The organism is Dyella tabacisoli, from assembly GCF_003350925.1.
GTDB classification, from domain to species: domain Bacteria; phylum Pseudomonadota; class Gammaproteobacteria; order Xanthomonadales; family Rhodanobacteraceae; genus Dyella_C; species Dyella_C tabacisoli.
Map to the genome: position 1 here is coordinate 660,502 of NZ_KZ857173.1, position 21,433 is coordinate 681,934.

The 21,433-nt window shown below is 61.1% G+C and carries 15 protein-coding genes; 6 read left to right on the top strand and 9 right to left on the bottom strand.

Annotated elements, in window-relative coordinates; genetic code table 11:
- Positions 1 to 2: 2 nt before the first annotated feature.
- A complete protein-coding gene (prpB, locus tag DVJ77_RS02705) occupies positions 3 to 893 on the bottom strand; it encodes a methylisocitrate lyase (protein ID WP_114843895.1) in 891 nt (296 codons plus the stop codon).
- Between the two features lie 116 nt (positions 894 to 1,009).
- Between prpB and DVJ77_RS02710 the strand changes: the two genes are divergently transcribed.
- A complete protein-coding gene (locus DVJ77_RS02710; protein ID WP_114844213.1) occupies positions 1,010 to 2,320 on the top strand; it encodes a dicarboxylate/amino acid:cation symporter in 1,311 nt (436 codons plus the stop codon).
- Positions 2,321 to 2,352: 32 nt separating this feature from the next.
- Here the strand turns inward: DVJ77_RS02710 and prpE are convergent, their stop codons facing one another.
- Positions 2,353 to 4,239, bottom strand: coding sequence for a propionate--CoA ligase (gene prpE / locus DVJ77_RS02715; protein WP_114843896.1), 1,887 nt, complete (start codon positions 4,237 to 4,239; stop codon positions 2,353 to 2,355).
- Positions 4,240 to 4,400: 161 nt separating this feature from the next.
- Positions 4,401 to 6,047 (bottom strand): S53 family peptidase, encoded by a 1,647-nt coding sequence (locus DVJ77_RS02720; RefSeq protein ID WP_114843897.1) that lies wholly within the window; start codon positions 6,045 to 6,047, stop codon positions 4,401 to 4,403.
- 1,092 nt (positions 6,048 to 7,139) lie between these two features.
- On the opposite strand from DVJ77_RS02720, the gene DVJ77_RS02725 reads away from it, so the two are divergent.
- Positions 7,140 to 8,972: a collagen-like triple helix repeat-containing protein gene (locus DVJ77_RS02725; protein ID WP_114843898.1), complete on the top strand. Its 1,833-nt coding sequence runs from the start codon at positions 7,140 to 7,142 to the stop codon at positions 8,970 to 8,972.
- A gap of 153 nt (positions 8,973 to 9,125) precedes the next feature.
- Complete coding sequence (locus DVJ77_RS02730) at positions 9,126 to 10,805, top strand: ShlB/FhaC/HecB family hemolysin secretion/activation protein (RefSeq protein ID WP_114843899.1); 1,680 nt, start codon at positions 9,126 to 9,128, stop codon at positions 10,803 to 10,805.
- 87 nt (positions 10,806 to 10,892) lie between these two features.
- Here the strand turns inward: DVJ77_RS02730 and DVJ77_RS02735 are convergent, their stop codons facing one another.
- Both DVJ77_RS02735 and DVJ77_RS02740 read right to left on the bottom strand, forming a co-directional pair.
- A complete protein-coding gene (locus DVJ77_RS02735) occupies positions 10,893 to 11,876 on the bottom strand; it encodes a malate dehydrogenase (RefSeq protein ID WP_114843900.1) in 984 nt (327 codons plus the stop codon).
- A gap of 85 nt (positions 11,877 to 11,961) precedes the next feature.
- Positions 11,962 to 13,161 carry an aminotransferase class I/II-fold pyridoxal phosphate-dependent enzyme gene (locus tag DVJ77_RS02740; RefSeq protein WP_114843901.1) on the bottom strand — a complete coding sequence of 400 codons (1,200 nt, stop codon included), beginning with the start codon at positions 13,159 to 13,161 and terminating at the stop codon, positions 11,962 to 11,964.
- A 237-nt stretch (positions 13,162 to 13,398) separates the two neighbouring features.
- On the opposite strand from DVJ77_RS02740, the gene DVJ77_RS02745 reads away from it, so the two are divergent.
- Complete coding sequence (locus DVJ77_RS02745) at positions 13,399 to 13,653, top strand: GlsB/YeaQ/YmgE family stress response membrane protein (RefSeq protein ID WP_114843902.1); 255 nt, start codon at positions 13,399 to 13,401, stop codon at positions 13,651 to 13,653.
- 85 nt (positions 13,654 to 13,738) lie between these two features.
- Here the strand turns inward: DVJ77_RS02745 and DVJ77_RS02750 are convergent, their stop codons facing one another.
- The 3 genes from DVJ77_RS02750 to DVJ77_RS02760 all read right to left on the bottom strand — a co-directional run bounded on the left by DVJ77_RS02750 (position 13,739) and on the right by DVJ77_RS02760 (position 16,700).
- Complete coding sequence (locus tag DVJ77_RS02750) at positions 13,739 to 14,164, bottom strand: YidB family protein (protein WP_114843903.1); 426 nt, start codon at positions 14,162 to 14,164, stop codon at positions 13,739 to 13,741.
- Between the two features lie 148 nt (positions 14,165 to 14,312).
- Positions 14,313 to 14,822 carry a peptidylprolyl isomerase gene (locus DVJ77_RS02755; RefSeq protein ID WP_114843904.1) on the bottom strand — a complete coding sequence of 170 codons (510 nt, stop codon included), beginning with the start codon at positions 14,820 to 14,822 and terminating at the stop codon, positions 14,313 to 14,315.
- Between the two features lie 123 nt (positions 14,823 to 14,945).
- Positions 14,946 to 16,700 carry a 3-hydroxybutyrate oligomer hydrolase family protein gene (locus DVJ77_RS02760; protein ID WP_114843905.1) on the bottom strand — a complete coding sequence of 585 codons (1,755 nt, stop codon included), beginning with the start codon at positions 16,698 to 16,700 and terminating at the stop codon, positions 14,946 to 14,948.
- A gap of 358 nt (positions 16,701 to 17,058) precedes the next feature.
- Here DVJ77_RS02760 and DVJ77_RS02765 point away from each other — a divergent pair, with 358 nt between their 5' ends.
- On the top strand, positions 17,059 to 17,262 hold the full coding sequence (locus tag DVJ77_RS02765) for a cold-shock protein (protein ID WP_114843906.1): 204 nt from the start codon (positions 17,059 to 17,061) through the stop codon (positions 17,260 to 17,262).
- 130 nt (positions 17,263 to 17,392) lie between these two features.
- Entirely contained in the window at positions 17,393 to 18,049 is a 657-nt protein-coding gene (locus DVJ77_RS02770) for a response regulator transcription factor (RefSeq protein WP_114843907.1), read from the top strand.
- A 3-nt stretch (positions 18,050 to 18,052) separates the two neighbouring features.
- Here the strand turns inward: DVJ77_RS02770 and DVJ77_RS02775 are convergent, their stop codons facing one another.
- Positions 18,053 to 21,430: a hybrid sensor histidine kinase/response regulator gene (locus DVJ77_RS02775; RefSeq protein WP_114843908.1), complete on the bottom strand. Its 3,378-nt coding sequence runs from the start codon at positions 21,428 to 21,430 to the stop codon at positions 18,053 to 18,055.
- Between the last annotated feature and the right edge of the window lie 3 nt (positions 21,431 to 21,433).

Below are 21,433 nucleotides of genomic sequence, written 5' to 3' on the forward strand. Positions count from 1 at the left end.
GCTTAGCCTTCCTTGCCGCCAGCAAACAGTTCGTCGAGCTTTTGCTCATAGGTGTGGTAGCCGAGATAGTCGTACAGCTCCTCGCGGGTCTGCATGGTCGGCACGGCCGCCTTCTGCGTGCCGTCGCGACGCACCGTCTCGTAAAAATTGAGTGCGGCCTTGTTCATGGCGCGGTAGGCGCCGCAGCAATACAGAATGATGTCGACATCGGCGCTGGCCAACTCATCGCGGGTGAACAGCGGGGTCTGGCCGAACTCGGTGATGTTGGCGAGGATCGGCACCTTCACCGCCGCCTTGAACTGGCGATACTGTTCCAGCGTGTTGATCGCCTCGGGGAAAATCATGTCGGCGCCCGCTTCGACACAGGCCAGCGCGCGCTCGATCGCAGCGTCGATACCTTCTACCGCCACGGCATCAGTGCGGGCCATGATGACGAAACCCGGATCGTGACGCGCATCCACCGCTGCCTTCACCCGATCGACCATTTCATCCTTCGGCACGATCGCCTTGCCGGGCCGATGGCCACAGCGCTTGGCGGCTACCTGGTCTTCGATATGCAGCGCACCGGCACCGGCCTTAATCAACGAACGCACGGTGCGGGCGATATTGAACGCACCGCCCCAGCCGGTATCCACATCGACCAGCAACGGCAGATCGCAGACATCGGTGATACGGCGGATATCGGTCAGTACGTCTTCCATCGTGCTGATGCCGAGGTCCGGCATGCCCAGCGAGTTGGCGGCGACGCCACCGCCGGACAGATAAATCGCGCGGAAACCACTGCGTTGCGCCATGCGCGCGGCATAAGCCGTGATCGCGCCAACCACCTGCAACGGCTGCTCCTCAGCAACGGCAGCGCGAAAACGCGCGCCCGGGGATGCTTGCTGTGCCATATCACCTCCGTGAAAAACGCGCATTTTAGCGCACCGGGCGGTTTACGCCCGTGCTGCATGGCAGCAATCGCAAAAACATACGTGACGCCGTGCGCCTCGCCACGTACATTCAACCGATGAGTACATCGAAGCCACTCGCTACGCGCATTCTCTGGGGCCTGGTCATCGGCATCGCCGCCGCAGTGATGACGCTGGGTATCGGCCGATTCCATCCGGCCACGCTGCAAACCATGCAAGCGTTTTCCGGCGCAGTGCTCGATCCTTTCGGGCAAATTTTTCTGCGCATGCTGTTCTTCGTGGTGATCCCCCTGGTCTTCGCCTCGCTCGCTTCAGGCATTACCCAACTTGGCCGACTCGACAAGCTCGGCCCTTTGGCCGGGCGAACCTTTGCATTGTTCGTCGCCAATATGAGCATCGCCGTAATTATCGGCCTGGCCATGATGAATCTGCTGCAGCCCGGCCATCACTTGCCGATCGATGACAAAAGCCAACTGATGCAACAGTTCGGCGTCGATGCGAGCCAGACGGTCGAACGGCAACATACACAGCCATCGATGAGCTTCGCCACCCTGGTGGAGATGTTCATGCCACGCAATTTGTTTGGTGCGTTCGTGGGCCAGAGCACCGACAGGCTTGGCGATGTATTGCCGTTGATCCTGTTCGCGATACTCGTCGGCGCGGCAGCCACGCAATTGAGCGAAGACAAGCGGCAGAAATTCCAGGCCGGGCTGGACATGATGAGCGAAGTGATGACCGGCATTGTCGGCTTTGCGCTCAGGCTGGCGCCCTACGCGGTGCCGGCGATGATTTATAGCGTGATCGTGAAAATCGGCACCGGCATCTTGCTCACGCTGTCGGTGTTCGTGGTCGGCTGCACGCTCGCGCTCGCCCTGCATTTGTTCGGCACTATGTCGCTATGGCTGGTCTTGTTTACCAAGCGCAAACCGTTGGCTTACTTCCGGCAAATCCGGCCGCTGCTGATTACCGCCTTCTCCACTAGCTCCAGCAGCGCCTCCCTGCCCGCCTCGCTGGCCATCGCGCGCGATGAATTAAAGCTCGCGCCCAGCACCTCCGGTTTCGTTCTGCCGCTGGGCGCAACGATGAATATGAGCGGCACAGCTCTATTTGAAGGCTGCGTAGTGCTGTTCGTTGCGCAAGCATTTGGCGTCGATCTGTCGTTGAGTCAGCAGTGTGTCTTGATGCTGTTGTCGGTATTGAGCGCGGTTGCCGTCGCCGGTATCCCTGGCGGTTCGCTGCCCTTGATCGCCGGCTTGCTGGCGACCTTTGGCGTGCCGCCCGAGGGTATCGGCCTGGTCCTTGGGGTGGATCGCATCCTCGACATGCTGCGTACTACGGTGAACGTCGGCAGCGACATCGTCACTGCCACCGTAGTCGATGCGCAGACGCCTCGTACAAGCGCCACGTAGACAAGAGCGGCCACCTACGGAGTCAAGCGATCTTAATCAGGGCCGCGATCGAGTGCTCGCCGCACTTCGTCCAGCGCAGCGGGATCATCCAAGGTGGACAAATCACCGGGATCGGTATGTTGGATCAACGCCTGCAATGAACGCCGCAGCAGTTTGCCTGAGCGGGTCTTGGGCAATGCATTGACGAGATAGACCTGCGCGGGTTTGGCGACGCCACCGAGCTGATCGACCACCCGCTGCCGCATCGCCTGCGCCACGATGTGCGGCGATTCAGCCACACCTTGCTTGAGCGTAGCGAACACCACGGGCACCTGCCCTTTCAATTCGTCGTACACACCGACCACAGCAGCTTCAGCCACCGCGGGACAGGTAGCTACCGACTCCTCGATCTCGCGCGTGCCAAGGCGATGGCCCGCCACATTGATGACATCGTCAGTGCGGCCAAGAATAGTGATGTAGCCGTCCTCGTCACGAATGGCCCAATCCAGCGAGCTATACAGAAGCTCCTTGAAATGCCCGAAATAACTGCTGAGATAACGCTGGTCATCGCCCCATACGGTGGTCAGGCAGCCCGGTGGCAGCGGCGGCTCAAACACCAGCACGCCTTTTTGATGAGGTGGTTGCTCGATGCCGGTGGATTCGTCGATAACCTTCATGCGATAGCCAGGGCTGGGCAGGCCCGGCGAACCGAACTTCAGCGGTTTCAAATCCAGCCCCGGCATCAGGGTGATCGCAGGCCAACCCGTTTCGGTTTGCCAATAATTGTCGATCACCGGCACCCCCAGGCCATCGGTAAGCCAATGCGCGGTCGGCTCATCCAAAGGCTCACCGGCAAGAAACAACCATTTGAGCGTGGACAGATCGGATGCTTTCAGCCACGCCGCGTCCTGCCGCTTCAACACACGCATGCCGGTCGGCGAAGAGAACATGGTGCGCACGCCATAGCGCTCGCAAAGCCGCCACCAAATACCCGGATCGGGGCGAGTCGGCAAACCCTCGTAGAGCAATGACGTAGCACCGCCGATCAGCGGGCCATAAACGTTATAGGAATGCCCCACCGCCCAACCGACATCCGACGTGGAAAACATCACCTGTCCCGGCGCGATGTCGAACACCGTACTGATCGACATCGCCATGGCCACCGCATAGCCACCGACATCGCGTTGAATGCCTTTAGGCTTACCGGTGGTGCCGGAGGTGTAGAGCAAATAGCTGGGTTCATTCGCCTCCAACCAGGTCACCGGCACGGCCGCGCCTTCGTGCTGCGCGCGCAATACGGCGTAATCCAGATCGCGCCCTTCGATGCGGGTCATTTGCGCATCCAGCCCACGATCGACGATCAACACATGTTGCGGCGGGTGGATCGACTCAGACAATGCGGCATCGATCATCGGCTTGTAAGGAAGCACCTTGCCGCCACGCATACCGGCGTCGGCCGCGATCAACAACCTGGGCTTCGCATCGTCGATACGCAAAGCCAAGTTGTGTGCTGCAAAACCGCCGAAGACCACCGAGTGAATCGCACCGATGCGTGCGCAGGCCAACATCGCGAATACGGCTTCGGCGATGTTCGGCAGATAAATCACTACGCGGTCACCCTTGCCCACGCCTAATGAAACCAGCACGGCCGCAAAGGTATTCACTTCGCGAAATAGCTGGCGATAAGTGATCTCGCGGGTAATGCCGGTCTCGGTGGATATAGCCACCAGCGCAAGCTGTTCTCCGCGCTCCGCAAGATGGCGATCGATCGCGTTGTAGCAAAGGTTGGTCGTGCCGCCGACAAACCAGCGCCGAAACGGCGGCTGCGGTTGATCGAGAATTTTCTGCGGCGGCGTATCCCAATGAATTCGCCGCGCCTGTTCGGCCCAGAACAACTCAGGCTCGTCGATGGAGCGCCGATAGAAATCCTCGTAACGCATGTGCACACCCTGTGACTGTAATGAGAGCAAGACTAAGCCAGCATCGCATAACGCGTGCACTAGACCTTAGATCTATGCGTCAGCACCGATCCAGAGCATGTCCCGGCAGTCGGCCCCTCCCGCTGCATGCAGGGGAGGAGCCGGAGCGATGGCAGGCTGCGCTACGGGATGTGATTAACCGCCTGATCGACGATCAGACTGCCCCAGCCCGTGGTGTAGTCCCAGCCCGGCGCGGCGAAATAACCATTGCCGCCGCCGGGGGTGCTGATGTTGTTGCCGACGGTAATGTCGTGGAACGCTGTCGTGTAGAAGCGGCTTTGCGCAAGCGTATATAGCATCGGCGGCGCGAAGCCCGGGTTATAGCCCTTGGCTTGGATGATGCGCGCCCAGCCGCCGACGAATAGCGGCGAGGCGAGACTGGTACCGGCGAGCGGTGCGAGCACCGGCACGCCCGCCGGCCATCCCAACACACTGCTATCAGTGACGATCAAGGCCCCGGAATGAGTATCCGCGTCGTATGCGATATCCGGCACGCCGCGATACGTCTGGTTGGTGATCCCGGCAACACCGCGCTGCCACGACGGTATCGGCTCGAACGTGCTAGGGCTGCCGCCCGTTCCGTTCCATACCGTTTCGCCAGTCCAGAAATTGAGCACCGGTACGGCCGAAAGCGTGGTGCCGCCAACCGCAAGTACATAGGGCGAGGTCGCCGGGTAGTCAGGCGTGGTGCCGCCATTGAAACACTCGTCGGCACCGAAGTCGCCGGTAGACACGGAGAAGGTCCTGCCCTGAACCTGCGCGGCCTGAAAGAGCACGTCGCTGGCGACTAGGCCACTCGCCCTCGCATCGTTCTCGCATTCGCCCAACGACACATTGATGATCGGCGGCGCATTGGCACGATCAGTGAGCGCAAGATAGAGCGCGCTGTAGATATCGGGATCGTTCAATGACACACCGTCATACAAAACCAGCGACCGCACACCGCCCATCGCAACGATCGCCTGAGTGTCCAGATCCCACTCGGGAGCACCGCTGGTATCGCTACTACCGGGACCGACCAGTTTCACATTGACACTGTGCAAGCCATTTATCGCAGTGAAGGTTTTCAGATGACTTTGCGCTGCCGTCATATCGCCGGCGGTAATGATGCCCGGCGTCACCGAGGTCGCGGCAGGCAGACTGCGTGCGCCGTAGATGGCGGGAAAATCGGTCGGGTTATGCGCAAAGACCGCCCCGGCTCCGCTGCTCGCCCCAGTACGGACATACGTATGCAGCCTGTGCACATTCTGCATCCCCAGCACAGCGGCCACTGAGCCCTGCAGTGCCGCGGGAACGCGCACGTCGCTGGCATTGGCGTAGGCATCGCGGCCGTCATGCGTGTGCACCTGCACCAGCCGAGTGGCAAACGCCGCTTGCACCGAATCGGCGCGGCCAGAAGCTTCCACCATCAGCCGGCTGGGTCCGATCCGCACGTCGACCAAGCCGGCACGACGCAGGTGATCGGCCACTGCCTCGGCCTGCGCTGGTGTGGGTGCGTATTGCGCGTCGTACTGCTCCGGTGTCAGCGGCTTGAATCCAGGGGAAGCCATATAGGCGTCCAATTGATCTTGATTGCGTGGCTTCAGCGCGACGACGACATGCATGGGCTGCGACGAGGACAGCGGCCCCGTTATCGTGTCGCCTTGGCGCAGCAAAGTAGCGTGATGAAGACTGACCATCGCGGCATCGTTCGCCGGCCCCGCCCATGCGCTGGCGGCGGCAAGACTCATGGCGGTAATCAGCAGCTTGGTACGAAGACGATTCAACATGTCCGACTCCTCAGCTAAAACGACAGTGCGGCATCTCCAACGAGACTGCGCACACCCCGTAAAAAAAGAAACGCCGCGCTCGCGCGCGACTCCTTGGCTGAGATGGTTTCCCTTCGACTCGAAGAGTTTGGGCGCGCCACTTCGCCTCTAGCGGGCTAGCCGCCTTTGGAGCGCCCTCTTCTTCCTGTGACAGATACAGTCGAAACTATCGGCGCGAATAATCTTGGCCAACATTCCGCGATAGCCAGAAAACACTATCCAGCAGTATCTAGACGAATAAGCGAGAGGGAAATCGACATGCAGGTTTCTTTCACGGCACCTGCGTGGTCGCCACGGCATTTAGCCGGCTGTCGCCGGGACACCCTTGTTTGGCACCACAGGCATCACTGTTATTAGCGACTGCGAACATCCTGCATGGATCGTGATAAATAGATCGAGGCAGTCGAATCGGTGGCGGCCCAGGAAAATTCATCCACGGCGGCACAGCCGACCCTGAATCCACTTGCAGTCTTGGCACGAAACTATATCGTCAGCACGCATGCATCACTGCATTTATACCGACGATCACTATTTAAATCATGGTGACTGCCTGCATTAGCCGCACGAATGAATACGGCAAGCTCTCTCCTGCCAACATAGCCGCGCAGGTCCATGCCGAAATTTCCTGAGAGGGTCACCATCGTTTCTTGGACGTACGAGAGCAGGCTATTTTCCACACTGCCCGATGGCTATTTCGGCTCAAAATCACACCGATCAAGCCCTCATCTTGATTATCAAGATGACTGGATCATATGACTTGATCCAGGGTCATTTCGTAAGCATCAACGACTCGACGGTCTTGGAATCATACGAAATTACTGCGAATAAAGTATCAACCGAAACCATCACACAAAGCATACTTTTGCGTATAGATAATTCAAATGCACAGGAGGATACTAATTACGGCCGCAGATCGTGCTCGCATTAGCAGCGTCAATTAGCTAATTGCATCACATAATGGCCATGCCGAAAGGCAGGCCAATCCCCAGCGTCTGTTTCATTTAGATCATGGGACGCTCGCTGGGCCACGTAGTGGGTACTGGAGGGGCAGTCATGAACGAACATCGTTTAGGTGAAGTTCTCAGAAAGACCTTGCTCGCAACCTGCATCGTAACTGCCGCGGTATCTATTACGGCATGCTCAGGATCTAGCTCATTCAAATCGCCAGTCGGCTCAGGCAGCACCGTAGGCCCGAGTGGAGCCGGCTCCGGCAGCGGCTCGGGCTCTGGCTCAAGTGGCTCGGGCTCTGGTAGCGGCTCAGGCTCGACTGGCTCAGGCGCTGGTAGCGGCTCAGGCTCAAGCGGCTCGGGTTCCGGTAGCGGCTCAGGCTCAAGTGGTTCGGGCTCCGGTAGCGGCTCAGGCTCAGGCTCAGGCTCAGGCGCTGGTGGCGGCGGCACGGGTGGTGGCGGTACGGGCGGCGGCGGTACGGGCGGTGGTGGCACAGGTGGCACAGGTGGCGGTGGCACAGGTGGCGGTGGTACGGGTGGTGGTGGCACCGGCGGCGGCACAGGCAGTGGCACGCCTCCGCCAAGCGGTGTTGTCGGCGCCGTCGCTACAGGCGCCGGCGACATCGTCTCCAGCGTGGGCGGCACAGTCATCGGCATTGGTGCGCAGATCCCCGGTCAAGCCCTGCTCGGTGGCAATAATGGTGTCACCCAGGGCTTGAACACCGTTCTCCAAGAAGTGGGCGATTCCGTGAGTTTCGCCGGCGGCGGCATTACCAACGGTCTGGGGCAAGTCGGCAACATCTCCAATCCGGTCGGCGTCACTGCAGCCGGACTGGTTCCGGCAGTGACCGAAGTTGGCGGCACCGTTTCGGCGGTAGGCCAGACGGTCACTGCGCTAGGCGCGTTCCAAGGCTCGCCGATTGCACCGATCACTTCAGCGCTGGGCGGTCTCGTATCCAACGTAGGTCAAACTGTAAGTACGACCAGCATGGGAACGCTGGGAAATCTGGTCAATACAGGCCCGGTGGCATCGGTCACTCAACTGCTGAGCAATGTCATAACGCCGATTGCCACACTTGGCCAAAACGGCCCTGGAGGCACTGGCGCATCGTCCAATCTGGTGGCGACCACGTCGCAGGTGGCAGGTGCGGCCACCACCGGCGTCGGCGGTTTGGTGAGCGGTCTCGGTACGCAATTGACCGGCACCTCGTTGCCGGGCGCGGGTGGACCAGCCGGTCAGTTACTCGGCACAACCTTGCAAGGCGTCGGCGGAGCGGTCAGCACAGTCGGCACGGGCATCACTAGCGGCCTGGGCCAAGCCGGCACTAGCAGCAACCCGGTCGGAGTCACGGTTGCTGGCGTAAGCGGTGGCGCGAATGGCTTGGTGAATCAGACGACCAGTACGGTCAACGGCGCCGTCGGCGGCCTGCTCGGCAGCGGTCCATTGGCGCCGCTCAACCCTCTCACCAGTACGCTTACCTCGGTAGTCAGTACAACAGGCAGTACGGTGACCGGCTTAGTGAGCAACGTAAACGGCGCCGTCAACGGCGGTGCGCTGAGTCCCGTCACGCAAGTGGCCAACAATCTCGTCAACGCCGTAGCCAATGCCACCTCTGGACCGAGTGGCGTGGGTGGCCTGACGGGCGGGCTCACCGGTGGTCTTACTGGCGGCCTTACGGGTGGTGGCGCCGCAGGTGGCTCCACCGATCCGCTGAAGAACGTTTTGCAACCTGTCAGCAATCTGGTTAACAGCCTAACTGGAGCTGTCTCAGGAGCAGGGGCTGGAGCAACAGGGTCAGGGACGGCAGGACTGGGTGGGTTAGTAGGTGGCCTGACCGGCGGCCTTACTGGTGGCCTCACTGGTAGCGCAGGTGGCGGCACCGGTACAGGGGAATCGGGCGGCTTACTTGGCGGCCTCTTACCCAACCATAAGAAATAAGAGCAGTACCCCATGAGGCGGCCGTAATGGCCGCCTCATTTTATGGGCTGGCTATCGATGGAGAAGCTCGATCGGTGTCGCGACTGCTTGCAGCGATAACGGCACGGCAGCTCCAGGCACCTGCACCGAAGGACGTACGGGAGCTAAGCAAATATGAGGAAATGGTTGGGTTTAGTGTTGGCCGCGACCACCGCCACCAGCGCCTGGGGCCAAGCACGGCAACAAGTAGCCAATCCGGTGCAAAACCTGCCTCAAGTGGAAACACCCAAGGCAGCGCCAAACATCACCTTCAACGTGCAGCAGCAACAGCAGAACACCCAGCTTGCCACCCTGCTGGCCATCACACTCACGCCATCGCACATCAATATTGTCGGCGCACATTCCATTCCCTTCGATGAAGTCTCCGCACTGTTTAAACCACTGACTGGAAAAACGGTACGAATCGCCGATCTGGTCGCTGCCGCAGACGCATGCAGCAAGCTCTATCAGCAGCACGGCTACGCGCTGTCCTTCTGCTATGTGCCAGCGCAAACCTTTGACAACGGCGTGGTCAATGTCACCGTCGTCGAAGGCTATGTCGCCGAAGTCGTGGTCAGCGGTGACGCCGGCTCGCTAAGCAAGAAGATCAACGCCATCGCAAGCCATATCACGGCGGACCGCCCGCTGCGCAAAGCCACGTTCGAGCGCTATATCCAAGTACTCGGCATGCTGCCGGGTGCAAAGATAGCGGCCAATGTGCCGGTACCGACCACTACCGATGGCGCTACCCGGCTGGAACTGCAAGTCACTCGCAAGCGCTTCAATTCCAGCGCCGGTATCGACTTCAATCATCCCGGCATTCAAGGGTTGCTCAATGGCATGCTGAACGGGCTGACTCCGCTAGGCGAGCAAATCACCGCATCGGTTATTTATCCGCAAGGCCACGTATCGCAGGAGTTCTACGCCGCCGGTTATTCGCAGATGCTCGGATCATCCGGCTTGATCGGCAAATTGGACGGTTCGCATTTTTACGGCAACCCCGACATCAGTACGCAACTCCCCTCCTACCTGCGCCATCGCCTCACGCAAGACCGGCTCGCGCTCAATGTCAGCTATCCGCTATGGCTCAGCCCGTCGCGCAGCTTACTGGTCAATGCCAGCGCTTACGCCTCGAATCAGAACGATAGCTATCTCAACAAGATCAACGGCGCCTCGCTGCAATTCAAAACCAAGCTGCGCGTGCTGCAAGCCGGGCTCGACTACACCCAGGCCAGTGCCAAGCAAGTACGAAAATTCAGCTTCGGCATCAGCCACGGCTTTGATATATGGGGCGCCGGCACCAACACCGTCAGCAATATTCCCGGCACCAATTTGAGCGCAGCAACTGACACCCGCTTCACGCGCTACAACGTGAGCGCACTGCAGGGCAACACATGGGGAGCGCACATCGGCACCGTCGCCAGCCTTATCGGCCAATACAGCAACAATAGGCTGCCATCGAGTGAGCAAATCAGTTTCGGCGGCCCGCGTTTTGGCCTGGCCTACGATCCGGGCAGCGTGTCCGGCGACAGTGGCTGGGGCGCAGCGCTCGAGGTCAATCGGCCCTTCACCTATCCGGCAAAATGGCTAAAAACCTTGACGCCATACACCGTCGCGCAATTTGCGAGGGTGTATCAAAATAGCGGCCAGCCCACATTCGATGAGTTGAAGACGATTGCATTAGGCATGCGCCTGACTGACGGCAAGCACTATACGGTCGATTTCTCAGCAGCTCAGCCGGTGGGTACGCTGCCACTGAACAGCAGCGGCCGGCATCCGCGCTACAACCTCAGCTTCTCGTATCAACTGGAATAGCCACGCCCTGCCTCTCTAGCCGAGAGCGGGATATCGCCACTCTCGACTGCCGTCGCAGTGACGACAGCCGAGGCGATTAGCAATGACTTACTTGGCGAACAGGTGCTCGACGCCGGCGCGCTCTTCGCGCAGCTCCTTGTCGGTGGCATCCATGCGGGCGCGCGAGAAATCGTTGATGGCCAGGCCCTGCACGATTTCGTACTTGCCGTTCTTCACGGTGACCGGGTAGCCGTAGATCACGCCCGGAGCGATGCCGTAGGAGCCATCGGACGGAATGCCCATCGAAGCCCAGTCGCCTTCAGCGGTGCCCAATGCCCAAGTGCGCATATGGTCGATGGCCGCCGAAGCTGCCGATGCCGCCGAAGAAGCGCCGCGTGCCTTGATGATGGCTGCACCGCGCTGCTGCACGGTCGGGATGAAATCGTTGGCATACCAATTCTGGTCAACCAGTTCGAGCGCGCTCTGGCCCTTCACCGTAGCCTGATGCAGGTCCGGGTACTGGGTGGAGCTATGGTTGCCCCAGATGGTGACTTTCTTGATATCGGTGGTGTGCGAACCGGTTTTCTCGGCCAACTGCGACAGTGCGCGGTTGTGGTCGAGGCGAACCATGGCGGTGAAGCAGTTCGGATCCAGATCCGGCGCGCTTTGCTGAGCGATCAGCGCATTGGTGTTGGCCGGGTTGCCGACGACCAGCACTTTGACGTCACGCTTGGCGTGGTCGTTCAAGGCTTTGCCCTGTGGGGCGAAAATCGCACCGTTGGCTTCCAGCAGATCTTTGCGCTCCATGCCTGGGCCGCGCGGACGCGCACCAACCAGCAAGGCGTAGTCGACATCCTTGAAGGCGGTATTGACGTCGTCGGTGGCGACCACGCCGGCCAGCGTCGGGAACGCGCAATCGTTGAGCTCCATGACCACGCCCTGCAAGGCAGGCAGTGCCGGGGTGATTTCCAGCAGATGCAGGATCACCGGCTGGTCTTTACCGAGCATGTCGCCGGCAGCAATGCGAAACAGCAGGGCGTAACCGATCTGGCCGGCAGCACCGGTCACAGCAACTCGAACGGGGGCTTTCATCGTGGCAACTCCTTGGGGGTGCATAAATGGGGTGCGTAACGCAGAGCATCGGCCCGGCATCTGACGATGCGGGCCGATGCCTTAATCAACTCAGCTCGGCAAAGAATTCAGCCATGCGAGCAAGTCCCGGCGCCAACTGCGCCGTGGGGCAGGTGTAAGAAATGCGCAGCGCACGCGGTTCGCCGAAGGCCGAGCCGGGTACGCAGGCTACGCCCTTGGCTTCTAGCAAAGCGGCGCAAAACTGCACATCGTTTTCGATCTTATTGCCGTTGTGGCTTTTGCCGAACGCCACCGAGATATCAGGGAACGCATAGAACGCACCCTGCGGACGCGGGCAGATAACGCCGGGAATCGCACGCAAGGCAGCGACCACGGTGTCGCGCTTGCCGGCGAACTCAGCGCACTTTGCCTGCGGCATATCCTGCGGACCGGCGAACGCGGCGACGGCCGCGGCGGTGATGACCTCGGGCACGCTGGTGATGTGATTGGAGTTCAGCGTGGTGATCGCTTTAGCCACCGATTCGGGGCCGGCAATCATGCCCACGCGCCAGCCTGGCATGCCGTAGGTTTTCGATACCGAGTCGACAAAGATCAACCGCTCGCGCAGCTCCGGCCTGGCCTGTACAAAATTGTGATAACCGATGCCGTCGAACACCATCGAATTGTAGATATCGTCGGTAACGATCCAGGTATCGGGATATTTCACCAATACCTCGGCCAGCGCGGCGATCTCCTCGCGCGAATAGACCATGCCGGTCGGGTTGTTCGGGTTGTTGAACAAAAACAGCTTGGGCTTGCGCGCCAAGGCAGCATCCAACTGCGCCGCGGTGAGCTTGTAGTTCTGCTCGGCACCGCACGGCAACACGTTGACCTTGGCGCCTACGATGTCGGCGATATCGTGATACGTCGTCCAATACGGCGCCGGAAAACAAATCTCGTCGCCCTCGTCCAGCAAGGCCTCGGCCAGGTTGTACAACACCTGTTTGGCGCCGATGCCAATGGAAAGATTCAGACGGCCATAACCGGTAAGACCCAGTGCCTCGATGTGTTTGAGAAACGCATCCAGCAACGGCTCTGCGCCGCGGTTGCTACCGTACTGGCCGGAGTCATGCGAAAGCGCTTCGCGCGCCGCAGCATAAACATGCTCGCCAGGTAGGAAATTGGGTACGCCGATGGAAAAACTGATGATGTCGCGACCGGCAGCCTTGAGCTGCTTGGCCTTTTCGGCAATGAGCATGATCGCGCTGGGTTTGGCGCGGCCGATACGCTGGGCGAGCTGGGGCATGGTTTCCTCAGAGGGGGAGTGGCACAGCAAACCCGCCGGATTTTAGCATGTGGCGCTGCCGCATCGCGCTGCCGACCGCCACAGCCGCAAAAGCTTGCGCCAGCAAGAACGGATGCATATTCCCGGCCTTACATGCATGATGCACACACTGTCTTTTAGCAAGGCAGGGAGTCAGCCGGATGCGGACTCAATTGTGCTCAGGGGAATCTCACTCACTCTCGTAGAGGACACACGGATATGCATTGGCTCTGGGTATTTATTGTTGGTCTGGTGGTCGGTCTCATCGCCAAGATGTTCATGCCAGGCAAAGATCCAGGCGGCTTTATCATTACAGCCATTTTGGGTATTGCCGGCTCCCTGCTATCGACCTTCGTGGGTGAAAAGCTGCACTTGTGGGGGGAGAGCGGTCTGGTGCATTTTCTCGGATCGATCGGCGGTGCAGCTATTTTGCTAGCGATCTATCACTTCGCTACACGCTCTTCGTCGTCATAACCGACGGACTCTTCGTCGACATAATCGACTACGTCGGCGGGGCCTTGCGCCCCGCCGACGCGTTTATGGCTATGCTCGGGCGGCCTTACTTGCCGAACAACTTGCCGGCCAGCCCGGCCAGCGAACCGATATCGAAGCCGCCACCTGCAGCGGCCTGCGGCACCTGGCCATCAGGCGTCAGATGATCGACCGCATGCGGCAGCACCTGCGATAACTGCCCCAGCAACTGGCCCGGATCCACGCCCATCTTGCCAGCCGCTTCCTGCACTACCGAGCCCAGGCCGCCATTTTGCAGCGCCTGTCCCAACTGTTCACCGGATACCGGCTGGTTGGCGCCGGTACCGACCCATGACTGCACCGCATCGCCCAGGCCATGCTGCTGCAGCATATTGGTCAACCCTTGCACGCCACCGGCGCGTTCGATCAACTGGCCCGCCACCGAAACCAGCGAGCCGCCGCCCCCTTCCTGATTGCCACCGAGCAGACTGCCGAGACTGTCGAGTAATGACATTGCGACTCTCCTAAAATCGATTGATGGAAGGCTTGTACAGCCAGCCGATTCTAGGCCCACGCTTCCTACTTAGCCATGACAGGGCACAAAGAAAAAAGCCGCCGTCTGAACGACGGCGGCTTGGTCTCAAATACAGCCCTGGAATGGCTTAACCGCGCTGATCGAGCACCGTGTTCCACTCTTTCACGCGCTCGGCCTGTGCCGCGAGCAAGGCGTCCACATCGCCCTCGACAATAACTTTCTCGATCACGTCACCCTGAGCGATCGCATCCACCACGGCCTGATCTTCCGCCGCCACGACTTCGCCAAACACGCTGTGCTTGCCGTCCAGCCACGGCGTCGCACCATGGGTGATAAAGAACTGACTGCCATTGGTGCGCGGACCGGCATTGGCCATCGACAACACGCCCGGCTTGTCATGGCGCAGCGAGGGGTTGAATTCGTCCTCGAACTTGTAGCCCGGACCACCGCGACCGCTACCTTCGGGGCAACCGCCCTGAACCATGAAGTCGGCAATGACGCGATGAAACGACAAGCCGTCGTAATAGCCGCGACGCGCCAGATTGACGAAATTGGCCACGGTCAGCGGGGTTTTGTCATCGTGCAAACGCAGATGGATCGGGCCACGGTTGGTGTTGAAGGTAACGTTGATGGTCATGCGCAGTTTCCTGAAGAGGGACTGTAGAAAGGGGCACCCGCGCGGTGGCGACAGGCCGGGACCGTACATTATGCCCTCCCTTGGGGCCTGCCTAAAGTCTCAAAGCGGCCCGCGACGGCGATCTTAAGGCAAATTGAGCCTCGCCCGGTCCAGCGCAGCCGCCCCGCGCGGTTGCGCCGCCGGTGTCGCCACCTCGCTTGGCCACGGCTTGCCTTCGTACAGATGCGCCCACAGCCGATCCAGTGCGGCATAACCATAAGGAAGCAAAGGCACGTGCCGTTCGCCAAAGCCGGGCAAGGCCAGAAAAGCATCGAAATGCTGCGCGTAAGGCACCTTCCAATACAGCGGCTTGCGGCCTTGAGCACGCAACCAGGCCACATAGGGCTCCGAGCTGAAGGCGGTGGGGATCAAGCCGTCTTCGGCGCCATGGATCACCCACATCGGCAGATCCGTGCTCGGCAACTGTGCCGCCGTGGCCTCAATGGACGCATGCAGCTCGGATGAAGCAGCCCCTTTGCCGTCCCACAGGGCACGCAAACAATTACCCCCCCGCAGCGATGGATCAGGCGAGACATCGACCCCGCCATAAAGGCCGATGCCGTTGCCTGGCGGTATACCCGAGCTGTCGGCCCACCAACTGGCGCGGGTGATCGGATCGGTCACACTGGGCAATCCGGCCGCCCCCATGGCCGCATAGCGAAAATCGCATGGCATATCGGCCGCGCCGCGACGGGCATAGGCCGAGGCATAGCCTGCCGTCAGCGTGCGCCATAGATCGAACGCGGTGGTGGTCGCCGCTACCGTCATGGCCTCATCGGTCCAACCGGCTGCCCGTAGTTTTTGATACGCCTCGTCGGCTTGCGCAGCAGCGGTGTTAGCGCCGATGCGCCCCTCCGCGCGCAGACTGGCGCAACGCACCAGCCATGCCGGTGGCGGCAATCCGTTGGGTCCACGCGCAAACGGTGCCGCGGCAAACCGCGTATCGGTCAGCGCACACGGCAACCATAACGATGCCTCCGTGGCGTAGTCGTACAAGGCGCGGCCCTGCCCTGCAACGCGTACGTTGGGCTCCAGCGCCACGACACCGGCGAGCAGTTGCTGCGTATCCAAACCCGCCGCCTGCAGCACCGCAGCGCCGCCATTGGACAAGCCGGTGGCGATAATCCGAGTGTTTTGCGGGGTAAATGGCGCCTGTGCGGGGAAAGCACGATTAAGCATGGCAAGCCCGAACTTGGCGGCCTGCAGCACGTGTCGACCCCAATCGGCCTCGGGGTTATCGCCCGAGTGCGCATGCTTGAAGGCAATGCCGGTGTCCCGCGCCCCCACCGGCGGCTCGAATTCCAACCAGGCTTCACCGCGTTTCGCGCGACGGCCGTCCAGCGCCACGCCGCTGTCGTCGGCGAAGTCGAAATAGCCGGTACCGGCACCTTTATCGGTATAAGCCACAGCGCAGCCATGCGGTAAGCCCCAGGCCCCCGCCAGGGGGATCGCGCCATAAATGCCACGCGAGCCGGACGATGCCGTCACCACCAGGCAACGCCGCGCCAGGTCAAACGCATCGGGCACCTGCAACAACACGCGATGCGGGGATTTTGCGCCGGGTATCCAGGCAAAGGCCTGGTATTCACGCCCAGGTACGTCAGGTACGCCACCATAAGCGCGACCGTAGCCACCCAGCGGCCCTAAATCGGCAATACCTTTCCAACTGGACTGGATGGCACGCCGGCGCAGATCGAGCGCGGATGGTTGCAACGGATTAATCAGCGGTACCGGTGCACCGGCCAAGCCTGTCAGCCCAAGGCCGGCACTAAGCAAGTCATCGCGGCCGCGATGTTCGGTAACGCGAACCTCGCCTCGTACAAAATCGCTCGCTTGCATGCCATCGCTCACTGTAGCCCGCCCTATAGGTGCAGTTCCCAACGTACAGGCCGACAGCGTCGGCACCATCAGCAGAATCGCTCGTAAAAAACGCCGCTTCATAGCAAATACTTTCGATTTGCGAACAAGTACTCAGCGCGAATATCCGCAGCCCCCATGACGCCCTCCATGCTCACCAAACGTTGACGGTTGCGAAGACAACCGGATGTGCCACGCGTGAACTCATAGCATGTAATTAACCCTCAACTCAAAAAAAGCTTGCACTAGCCTGCCGGAGAGAGCGAGGATGGCGATTGCATTCGTGGCCGTTCTTTAAACGTCCTCGTGATTGCACTTGAACAATAGAGGACATAAAGCAATGGCAACTGGCACAGTCAAATGGTTTAACGATGCAAAGGGTTTCGGGTTCATCACTCCCGATGACGGCAGCGCCGACCTGTTCGCGCACTTCAAAGAGATCGATGCCGCCGGCTTCAAATCTCTGAAAGAAGGCCAGAAGGTTGAGTTCGACACCGTCAAGGGCCCCAAAGGCCTGCAGGCGTCGAAGATCAAACCGATCTAACTTCGTTCGATTCGCAACACCAGAAGCCCGGCCTTGCGCCGGGCTTCTTTATTGGGGCGACGGCATGCTCATTCGCCGCGATGCTCACATAACCTCGACGGCAAGCGCATGGCAGGCTACCGTCCGTCGTATGACCCGACTGCTGATTGCCGACGACCACCCGCTGTTTCGCGCCGCGCTACGCCAAGCCGCCAGGGAAAGCGTGCGCGATTGCACGGTACACGAGGCCGCCGACCTCGCCGGTGTACTGGCGGCACTGACGGCAGAGCCCGACATCGACTTGGTGCTGCTCGATCTGCATATGCCCGGCAGTCAAGGCTTGTCCGGTCTTGCCGCCCTGCGCGGTCAACATCCCAGCGTGGCCGTGCTGGTGGTTTCGGCACATGACGAGGCGCGCACGATACGTCGCGTGCTCGATCACGGCGCCGCCGGCTTTATTCCAAAGAGCGCCAGCCCGGCAGAGATCGGCGAAGCGATTCGCACCGTACTCGATTGCGGTAGCTGGCTACCGCCGGCCCTGGCGCAGACCATCGCCAGCCTGCCCGCCGATGCCGCCGATACCGATCTGGCCATTCGCCTGGCCCGGCTCACCGAGCAGCAATACCGAGTACTGGTATTGCTCGGTGAGGGTTTGCTCAACAAGCAGATTGCCGACCGGCTGTCGATCCAGGAGCGCACGGTCAAAGCTCACGCCACCGCGATCTTCGAAAAGCTCGGCGTGCGCAATCGCACCCAGGCAAGCGTATTGCTGCAGTCGCTGATGCTGGGTGAACCGGGGCGAGTGTGAAACTTAAGACTGCCCTCGCGCCGCCATCACGCGCTGCAATACCTGGCGCAGCGCCAGCGGCTTAAGCGGCTTATACAGCACGCCCATGCCGCGATCATGCAGACGCTGACGCAATTCGCCGTCGCGGTCGGCGGTGAGTATCACGGTGGGTACCGCAGCGGCGGACGCGCCCAGGGCATGCCACACCTCAAGGCCCGTGCGACCGCCATCGAGGTGGTAGTCGAAGATATGCAGATCGGCCTGCCACGGCGCTGCCTGTGCCTGCTCGGTGGTGCGTGCCGCATGCACTTGCCAGCCCCAGCTAGTGAGCAGCGCCGACAGCGCGGCGAGTGCGGCAGGCTCGTTGTCCAGCACCAGCGCACGCCCGGCTGGCAGAGGTTGCACTGCGGCGAGTATCGGCGACGGGCGTTCGATCGGCTGTGCGTTCGGCACCGTAAGATCAAACACACTGCCGCGCCCAAGCCAGGATCGCAGCCCTAGCGGCGCGCCGAGCAGTCCGGCCATGCGCTGCGCGATCGACAAACCCAGCCCCAGGCCCTGCCCACCGGTAGCACTGCCGCGACGGAACTCATCAAAGATCGCCAACTGTTCATCCGGCGCGATGCCTGGACCGGTATCCCAAACCTCCAATCGCCATTGCCCGCCGCAGCGGCGCGCGCCGAGCAATACCCGTCCGTGCTCGGCATAACGCAGCGCATTGGAGAGAAAGTTCTGCAACACACGCCGCAGCAATTGCGGATCGGAATGCACCCAGGCTCGGCTACGGACCACATCGAAGCGCACGCCACGCTCGTCGGCCAAGGCGCGAAACTCGGCCGCCAGTGGATCGAACACTTCAGCCAAGGCGAAATCACGCGGTTTCGGCACTAAGCGCCCGCCTTCCAGCCGGGCAATATCCAGCAGGCCCGCCAGTAACGATTCGGTAGCCGCCAGTGCGCCATTGAGATGACCCGCAGTGACCAGTTCATCGCCCTGCTTGCGATCCATTCGAACATGCTCGGCCAAGGCATGAGCAAATAATTTTGCCGCGTGCAGCGGCTGCATCAAGTCATGACTGACGGCTGCGAGAAAACGGCTCTTGGCCTCGTTGGCGTGCTGCGCTTCGGCAGTGGCACTGGCCAGCGCCCGCGTGCGTTCGTCCACCCGCAGCTCCAGCGTTTCGTTCGCGCGCTTGAGCGCCCCCTCGGCCTGCCGAAACGCGGTGACATCGGTAAACGTGGCGACAAAACCACCGCCCGGCATCGGGTTGCCGCGTATCTCGACCATGGTGCCGTCGGGAAAGCGCCGCTCCGACAAATGCCGCGTGCCGGCACGCATATGCGTGAGGCGCCGTTGCACGCGCTGATCCAATAGGCCCGCATGATCCAAGGCGCCATGATCCAACTCGCCCGGCCCAAGCATGCCGCGCTCGATATTGAAGCGCGTCAAATCGGCGACCGGCCGCCCTACTTGCAGCAAATCGGCCGGGTATTCGAACAGGCTGGCGTAACGGCGATTCCACGCCACCAGGCGTAGCTGTGCATCGACTACGCAAATGCCTTGACTCATGTTCTCCAGCGCAGCCTCCAGCACGCGCTGATTGAAGCGAAGATCCTGTGCCGCCTCACCGACAATCGCAGCCACCGTGTCCAGCTCGCCGCGCCGTTGCTGACTCACCACCTCCAGCAATAAGCGTGCGGACGCCGCACCGATCACCGCCGCCAGCTCATGCTCTACGGCAGCAACCCGAGCGCCACCGGCCAGACCTTGCAGCGGAACACCCTCGAATACATGCGCCACGCGTTCGGCAGGGAGAAAACGCGCAGCCAATGCGCGCAACTCGGCCACCCCGATATCACCCACGCTGGTCGGCCGCAACGCTTGCCCATAACGCGAACTGACCAGCATCAGCATGACCGTCATATTCACCGCAAGACTCAACACCACCGCACGACCCAGCCGACTCCAATCATCCAGCCCCAGCAAGCCATCGGGCGCCAGCCAATGCAGCCCGAACGGGCCGTCGCGCATCCAGTCAGGCCCGCCATGCTGCAGTAATGCCGGCAGCAGGGCCGGCAGCAGCACGTACAACCACACCAGCGTGCCCACAGCCAGACCAGCGGCTACCGCACGCGGCCCCCATTGCGGCCGGTACACCGCCACCAGCAAGGCCGGCGCCAAGCCCGCCAATGCCGAAAACGAAATCCCGCCGATATCGGCCAGGACATCGTTGCGCGCCAGCACCCGGCTGTATCCCCAGGCCAGCAGAATCACCGCAATAATCGCCAGACGACGCTGGTTAAGTACCTCGCCGCGCAAATCGCCGCGCTCGTCGCGTCCCCAGCCCGCGCGCACTCGCAATGGCGCAATAAAGTGATTGACGATCATCAGGCTCAAGGCCAGCGTCGCGACCACCACCATGCTGGTCGCCGCGCTCAAACCGCCAAGAAAGGCGAGCAAGGCCAAGCCGTGCTGCCCTCGCGCCATCGGCAAGGCCAGTACGTACAAATCGGAAGGCACCCCGCTGGGGCCAAGCCAGGCATCGCCCAGCCTTGCCAATGGCAGGATGGGCAACGCGACTAACAGCATGTACAGCGGAAACAGCCAGCGCGCCGTACGCAGATGCCCGCTATCGCGGCACTCCACTACACCGGCGTGAAACTGATGCGGCAAGGTGAACATCGCCATCGCGCCGAGCAGAATCAAGGCGGGAAAACCGCTGCTGTCGTGGGGCGGCGCCGTACCCGGCGTCACCCCCGCCGGCATCGGCGTAAACAACAACGTACCCAAGGCCAGCATCGCCACTAGCTTGAACACCGACTCGAACGCCATCGCCAGCACCAGCCCGCGGTTATGCGCCATGGCCGAAGCGCGCCGCGTGCCGAACAACATCGCGAACAGCGCCATCAACAACGCCACATAAAGCGCACTGTCCTGCCAAGGCGGGCTCTCGCTGAGCTGACCGTGACTGAGCATGGCGTAACTCATCGCCACTGCTTTCAGTTGCAGTGCGATATACGGAACGATGCCAATCACCACCACCGTCGTCACCAGTGCAGCGAGACCGGAGTGACGGCCCAATCTCACGGCAATCAAATCGGCCAGCGAACCGGCATTGTAGTCACGCGCAAGCTGCACCAGCCGGCGCAAAACACCGATGGCGAACAGATACATCAGGATCGCACCGACGAACGTCGGCGGCAGCCACCAGCCCGAACGGCTGGCCTGGGTCACCGTGCCGTAGAAAGTCCAGGAGGTGCAGTGGATCGCCAGCGACAAGGCATAGATCACCGCCCAGCGTCGTTCGAACCATTGCGGCCGGCGCTCGCCGATCAACGCCACACCGAATAGCAGGCCAAGCCAGACCAGGCCTGCAGTGGCGATCATGCTGGCGTTCAACATGCC